This window comes from Paraburkholderia sp. (genome assembly GCF_035656215.1).
In the GTDB taxonomy this organism is placed as follows: domain Bacteria; phylum Pseudomonadota; class Gammaproteobacteria; order Burkholderiales; family Burkholderiaceae; genus Paraburkholderia.
Genome location: NZ_DASRSY010000304.1, coordinates 1 through 6,145, shown reverse-complemented (window position 1 = coordinate 6,145; position 6,145 = coordinate 1). Strand labels below are relative to the sequence as shown.

At 61.2% G+C, this 6,145-nt stretch carries 5 protein-coding genes and 3 pseudogenes; 3 read left to right on the top strand and 5 right to left on the bottom strand.

From position 1 onward, the window contains the following. Positions 1-129 (top strand): annotated as a pseudogene (locus tag VFE81_RS17345) (IS5/IS1182 family transposase); the annotation flags it as partial. Positions 130-191: 62 nt separating this feature from the next. On the opposite strand, the gene VFE81_RS17340 reads toward VFE81_RS17345, so the two are convergent. Then, a complete protein-coding gene (locus tag VFE81_RS17340; RefSeq protein ID WP_325045774.1) occupies positions 192-1,211 on the bottom strand; it encodes a VTT domain-containing protein in 1,020 nt (339 codons plus the stop codon). Positions 1,212-1,494: 283 nt separating this feature from the next. On the opposite strand from VFE81_RS17340, the gene VFE81_RS17335 reads away from it, so the two are divergent. After that, positions 1,495-2,100 carry a peroxidase-related enzyme gene (locus VFE81_RS17335; protein WP_325045773.1) on the top strand — a complete coding sequence of 202 codons (606 nt, stop codon included), beginning with the start codon at positions 1,495-1,497 and terminating at the stop codon, positions 2,098-2,100. Positions 2,101-2,227: 127 nt separating this feature from the next. Here VFE81_RS17335 and VFE81_RS17330 read toward each other — a convergent pair. Together VFE81_RS17330 and VFE81_RS17325 are read right to left on the bottom strand one after the other, a co-directional pair. Next, a pseudogene (locus tag VFE81_RS17330) lies at positions 2,228-2,467 on the bottom strand (hypothetical protein); the annotation flags it as partial. Further along, a pseudogene (locus VFE81_RS17325) lies at positions 2,404-2,823 on the bottom strand (LysR family transcriptional regulator); the annotation flags it as partial. The pseudogenes VFE81_RS17330 and VFE81_RS17325, both read right to left, overlap by 64 nt. A 343-nt stretch (positions 2,824-3,166) precedes the next feature. On the opposite strand from VFE81_RS17325, the gene VFE81_RS17320 reads away from it, so the two are divergent. After that, entirely contained in the window at positions 3,167-3,895 is a 729-nt protein-coding gene (locus VFE81_RS17320) for a DUF899 family protein (RefSeq protein ID WP_325045772.1), read from the top strand. Between the two features lie 73 nt (positions 3,896-3,968). On the opposite strand, the gene VFE81_RS17315 is transcribed toward VFE81_RS17320, so the two are convergent. Next, a complete protein-coding gene (locus tag VFE81_RS17315) occupies positions 3,969-5,936 on the bottom strand; it encodes a putative bifunctional diguanylate cyclase/phosphodiesterase (RefSeq protein WP_325045771.1) in 1,968 nt (655 codons plus the stop codon). A 76-nt stretch (positions 5,937-6,012) separates the two neighbouring features. Continuing rightward, a partial coding sequence (locus VFE81_RS17310) for an IS4 family transposase (protein ID WP_325045775.1) occupies positions 6,013-6,145 on the bottom strand: 133 nt, incomplete at its 5' end.

Below are 6,145 nucleotides of genomic sequence, written 5' to 3'. Positions count from 1 at the left end.
TGGCTTAATCGATTCCGCCGCCTCGCGCGTGATTACGAAAGGCTACCCGAAACACTTGCCGGGCTTCATTTCGTGGTCTTCACCATGCTCATGCTTGTTCATGCAGTACCAGTACTCCAAAGTTCCTAACACGCTCTAAGGAAACACGGGCTGCAAGCTTCATCCTCCGCGTCAGGCGGTGGCATGCGACGTCACTTCGCCAAGCGTGCCCGTACGGTGTATTCGCCCTCGTTGCCTTCTTCTTCGGACATATGCGCCATCGCCGTACTGAAGTCGGGCGGCAGCGGCTCGACCGGATAACCGCGTTTTTCCCACGCGTCGAGGCCACCCTTGAGCGCTTTGACGTGATGGATATTCTTCCGATGCAACTGGGTGACGATCCGCTTGGCCGTCGCTTCGTTAGGACAGACGCAGTAGACCACAATCGGCCGCTTCAGCAACTCGGGATGGAGTGGCTCGGGCGAATCGAGATCCAGCAACTGCGCGCCCGCAATCCGGTGCGATTCTTTCGCGCGGATGCTGTGTGGCCGCGCATCGAGGATCAGCGGCGGTTCATTGGACTTCATCAGTTCATCGAGCTGATCCGGTGAAATGCGCACATGCGCGAGCCAGCGGCGAAACTGCCAGCGGCGCACGTAGCGATAGAGGAGCACGGCAACGAAGATCGCCGCGAACGCGTCGAAAATCGTGCCGCCGTTGTGGCGCACGAGCAGAACGAGCTGCACGATCTGATCGTGCAGCGCTGCGCCGCCGATCACCCATACGCCGGCCCACAGCACCGCGCCGACAAAATCCCATAGCAGAAACGTGCCGACGTTGATCGGCGTGGTGCCGAGCAGCGGCGCCGAGATCAGACCGAGGCCGGGCAGGAACTTCGCGACGGTGAGGATCGGCGCGCCGTATCGTTCATAGGTATTGCGTGCGACGCGCACGGTGGTGTCGAGAGAGAGCGAGAAACGCACCAGGTGATTCAGCAACCGCCGGCCGTACGTCCGCCCGGTGAAGAACCAGAGCGAGTCCGCAATCAGCGTCGCGCTGACGGCGGCGCCGGTGACGCTGGCGTACGAGGTCTGTCCCAATGCCGCCATCGTTCCGCCGAGGATCAGCATCGGCGCCGCTGGAATCGGCAGGCCGAGTTGCGTGACGAGCACACTCATGAACACGGCCCACACGCCCAGCGAGGGTGGAATAGCAACCGGAAAATGCCACACAACCACGCTCCTCTTGATGCAGTGAAAGTATTTGAAACAGTCCGCGCCCATTCGGCGTGAGTTACGAGCAGGTCGTGCATGTTCGGTACCTGCCGGACAGCGGGCGACCGCACGGCTCGTTCAGCCGACCGGTACGAGCGCAGCAGCACGAATTGGAGATTTAAGCACAGGTTGCAAAAGGGCGCCTTTTGTTGTCTTTCATTGTCTTTACAGAGCGCGCACTGCGTTCAACGGCACGGTTGCTACAATTGTCGTGCACATACAGATACAACGGAGACACAGCATGGCAAACCTTCAACCGATCAGCCGCTACCCCGTGCCCGAGCCGGGCGACTGGCCCGACGACATCAGCGCCCGCATTCTGGAGGTACAGGAGAAAGCCGGTTTTGTTCCGAACGTATTCCTGACGCTGGCGCACCGGCCAGACGAATTCCGCGCGTTTTTTGCGTACCACGATGCATTGATGCTGAAAGAGGGTGGCTTAACCAAAGGCGAGTGCGAGATGATCGTCGTCGCCACGAGTGCAGTGAATCAGTGCCTGTATTGCGTGGTCGCACACGGCGCGATTCTGCGCATTTACGAAAAGGCGCCGTTGCTTGCGGATCAGGTGGCCGTCAATCATCGCAAGGCGGATATCACGGCGCGACAGGAGGCGATGCTCGACTTCGCGTTGAAGGTCTGCCGCGAATCCGGCACCGTCGACGATGCCGATTTTCAGACGCTCCGTGAGCACGGCTTTTCCGATGAAGACGTGTGGGATATCGCGGCCATCACGGCATTTTTCGGTTTGTCGAACCGGATGGCCAACGTCATTTCAATGCGTCCGAACGACGAGTTCTATCTGATGGGGCGTGTGCCGAAAGCGGCGGCGGACGCGCCGCGAAAATAGCATCGGAGCCGTTGCCGAGGACTCGCGGCGCGTGCGCTGATGGATGCCCACGCACTTGCAAGATGACGACCGAAGCGGAGGTTCGGCAGCAGGAAGAAAGTGCCGATCGTCACGCTTCGAATCAGATAAAGCCCCACACCAGGTTGTGCAGCGCGATGGCGAAAGCGATTAGCGTGACGGGCAGGCCGCGGTCGAACGAGAACGGCCCGATGAAGAGGCGGAAGGTTTGCCGGATGCCCATTGCGGCGCTCAGAATCAGCGCGCCGGCGAGTATTACGAGCGTCGTTTGACTCAACGGGAAGAACCGTCGCCTGGAAAACCGACCTGACGGTGCGAGGTATCGACTGTGCCGTTCGCATGCGGCCAGCGCGTGCGAAAGGCAGCGAGGCGCGGCAGCAGCCAGCGCGAGGCTAATGTGGGCGCGCAACTCAACGCGATCGGGCGATTCGCGCGATGGTTCGGCAGACGCTGCGTGCCGATCGCGATCAGGGAAAACGCTTCGGATACGTACGACAGATAATCGACGCCCGTCGCCGTGAGCGAAATTCCGCGTGGCTCGCGCACGAACAGTTCGACGCCGAGCGATTGCTCCAGGCCGACAATGCCGTGACTAACCGCGCTCGGCGTGACGTTCAGTTCGGCGGCGGCGAGCTTGAAACTCTGATGCCTGCCGGCCGCCTCGAAGAAGCGAAGCGCTGGCAGAGGTGGCAGACGAAGCGGCATGGTGCATCCCCAAGGGCGGCGCGGCGGGCGCCGTGACGGTGCAATAGCGCGCCGGCGCGCGCATGCTGTTTCGCGAAAGGATACCTTGCAATGCGGTTTCGATCGTTGTCTGTGGGTTGTCCGCGTGTGGTTACGGGTTGTTCACGCCTCGTCTGTATGTCGAACGGAATCGCTCGAAAGCCCTCGCAGGACGGCCGGCAAAAAAATTCAGCGGCGTTGTCGATTTGGCGGCGTGCCGTTCGTCGTGACTAGATAGGGGCAAAAAACGCGTTCGCGGTTGCGACGCACTGCGTCGCGCCGCTATCGTGCCCTTTATCCTTTTTACCGCAAGAGGAGGTGGCTGATGACTGACGTAGGCCCATCCGCACAAACGCTGAAACCAGCCCGGTTGCTGGCCGACTCGCCTCGCCGGTTTCCGGGCGAGAGTTTGGAATATCGCAGCGCGCGCAACGACCTGCTGGCCGAGGAAATCGAGTTGCGCCGGCATATCGAACGCGTGGCCGTGCAGCGTCGTGCGCTACCGCCTGGCGGTGCTGTGCTGCAGGACTATCGCTTCGAAGGCGAGGCGGGCACGGTGACGCTGTCAGAGATGTTCGGCGCGCATGACACCCTCGTCACCTACAACTGGATGTTCGGTCCGCAGCGCGCGCGACCCTGTCCGATGTGCACCTCGCTCCTGAGCGCTTACGACGGTGAAATGTCCGACATTTTGCAACGCGTGGCATTCGCCGTGATCGGCCGCTCGCCGATCGACAAGCTGGTGGCGTTCAGGAAAGAGCGCGGCTGGCGGCATCTGCGGCTGTATTCGTCGGGCGGCAATACCTTTAACCGCGACTACGCCGCGGAAGATCCGGACGGCGACGATCATCCTGCCTTCAACGTGTTCACGCGTTCAGGCAACACGGTGCGGCACTTCTGGGCCGACGAAATGGGCCCATCGACGGCGGACCCGGGCCAGGATCCACGCGGCGCCCCCGATGTGATGCCGATCTGGACGGTGCTCGACATGACGCCTGGTGGCCGCGGCACCGACTGGTATCCGAAGCTGGATTACGGCGCTGTGCCGCGCTAGTCATGGACCTGTGTTTTGCACGCATGCCTTGCGCGTTTCGTGCTGATTCGCGCGAGGCACGGGAGCAGAGCGCCTACGTCTCTACGACGTGACCTTCCCCGAGCGTCGTCTGCAAATAGGTCGAGACGGCGCTCGCGCGCATCGGTCTGCCGAACAGATAGCCCTGCATCGCGCGAGCGCCCAGCGCCTTGACGACGTCGGCCTGAGATGACGTTTCGAGTCCTTCCACGATGCATTCGAGGCCAAGGTTTCTGCACAGATCGAGCACCGACTTGACGATCTTCTTCGACGCGCTGTTCGAATCCACGTCGGTCATGAAGCTGCGGTCGATCTTGATCGTATCGAAAGGGAGGCGATGCACGTAGCTGAGGCTCGAATAGCCGGTGCCGAAATCGTCGAGCGAGACGTGGCAGCCGGCTTGCTTGATCATCGTAAGCGAGCAGTGGGCCTGCTCGAAATCGCGCGTCACGGCGGTTTCCGTGATCTCGAAGTTCACGCGATGCGCGGGCACGTCGCTGTCCAACACGATATCGATCAGGCGGCGAGCGCGCGGTGAAGTCGAAATATCGATCGCGGAGAGATTGAACGACAGGTAGAGATCGGACGGCCAGCGCGATACTTCTCCGAGCGCTTTGCGCAGCAGCACTTCCGTGACACGCAGAATCAGTTCGGTACGCTCTGCAATCCGAATGAATTCCTCCGGGCCGACTGCGCCTAACCGCTCGTTGTGCCATCGCCCGAGCGCCTCCATGCCAATGGTGCGTTGCGTGAGCACGTCGTAAATCGGCTGAAACTCGAGGAACAGTTCCGACTCCAGGTCCGCATGGCGGAGTTCCTGGGCGACGAGGCTCGAGCGCCGGATTCGCGTTTCATGTTCCGTCGAGAAAATCACCGGCGTGCCGCGGCGGCTTTCCTTGCCGACGTACAAGGCGGCGTCGGCGCGTTCGAAAACCTGCTGGACTGTTGTGCCCGCTTCGGGAAACGCTGCCCAACCGATCGTTCCCGTCAGTTCGGCGACATTACCGGCTACCCGGTAGGGCTCGGTGAGCGTTTCGCAGATGCGCTCGCCCAATTCGACAAGCGTCTCGTTTGCCAGTTTGTGCTGGGCCAGCACGCCGAATTCGTCGCCGCCCAGGCGCGCGAAGAAAATGCCAGGCTCGGCGAGTGCCAGCAGTCGCACGCCGACTTCCTGTAGCACGAGATCGCCGCTTGCATGTCCGTAGATATCGTTGACCTGTTTGAAGCCGTCGAGATCGATCAGCCCGACATTGAAGCCGCCACCGGTGCTGAGCGCCTGTTCCGATAGCGCGCGCAGTGAGGCGAAGAAGCTGCGCCGGTTGGGCAAGTCGGTCAGACTGTCGATACTCGCGAGCCGGAAGTTGTCGTCGCTGAGTCTTTGTGTTCTCTGCTGGCTCACCTGCAATTCGCGCTGCGCGTGCACTACATCGGCGAAAGTCCGGTAATACAGTTCGATGATGAAGGCGAGTGCGACGCCGACCAGCGTCATGTCGATGGCCATCGCGATGAAGACGGGAGAGCGCGTGGAAATCAGAAACGTCGAAAAGCTTAGGATGACGATCGAGAGCAGGAGCAGGGCGGCTGCCCGGAGATGCATGAGACAGAACGCACAGCCAACCAGCGTTGTCGCCATGTAAAACGCGACTTGTGCCTGCTCATAGGGGGTGCCGTAGGGAAACAATAATAGTGACCAGGTGCTGAAGGCGACGCCGAAGATGCCTGCGAGCCGGATCAGCTTGCGCAGTTCGGGCACGGCCTTGTCGTGCGTCAGCACCCGGTGACGGACGCGCCACCAGCGCACGCAACGGACGATACACAGCGTGCAGAGCGCCCCCGGGAAGTAGATGGACAACCACGCCGGCGCCGATCCCAGATGCGTGACGGTGACCGCTAGCGTGTTCACCAGCAGAATGAAATAGAGCAGCGGTACCTGTCGGTCGAATGCCTGGAGCTGCGAGCGCACGAGTTCAGGATCGCCTTCCGCGACCGACAGCGCTTCCCTCAATCTGGGTAACCGAACCATTCCCGTCCTTGTAACGTTTGCGCCGCACACGCAGCTTTGTATATCGGCAGCGCGGGCGAGACCTTAAGGCATGTCGTTATACAGAAATGTCGGCATCACCGTCATCGCGCAATAAGCGTATGGTTTCCGCGGCGATATGAACTTTTGTGAGCCCCTTCCAGATTGTCTCCGCGCCGGGTTCGCCATCGCCCTTGCGAGCGAGGAAACCG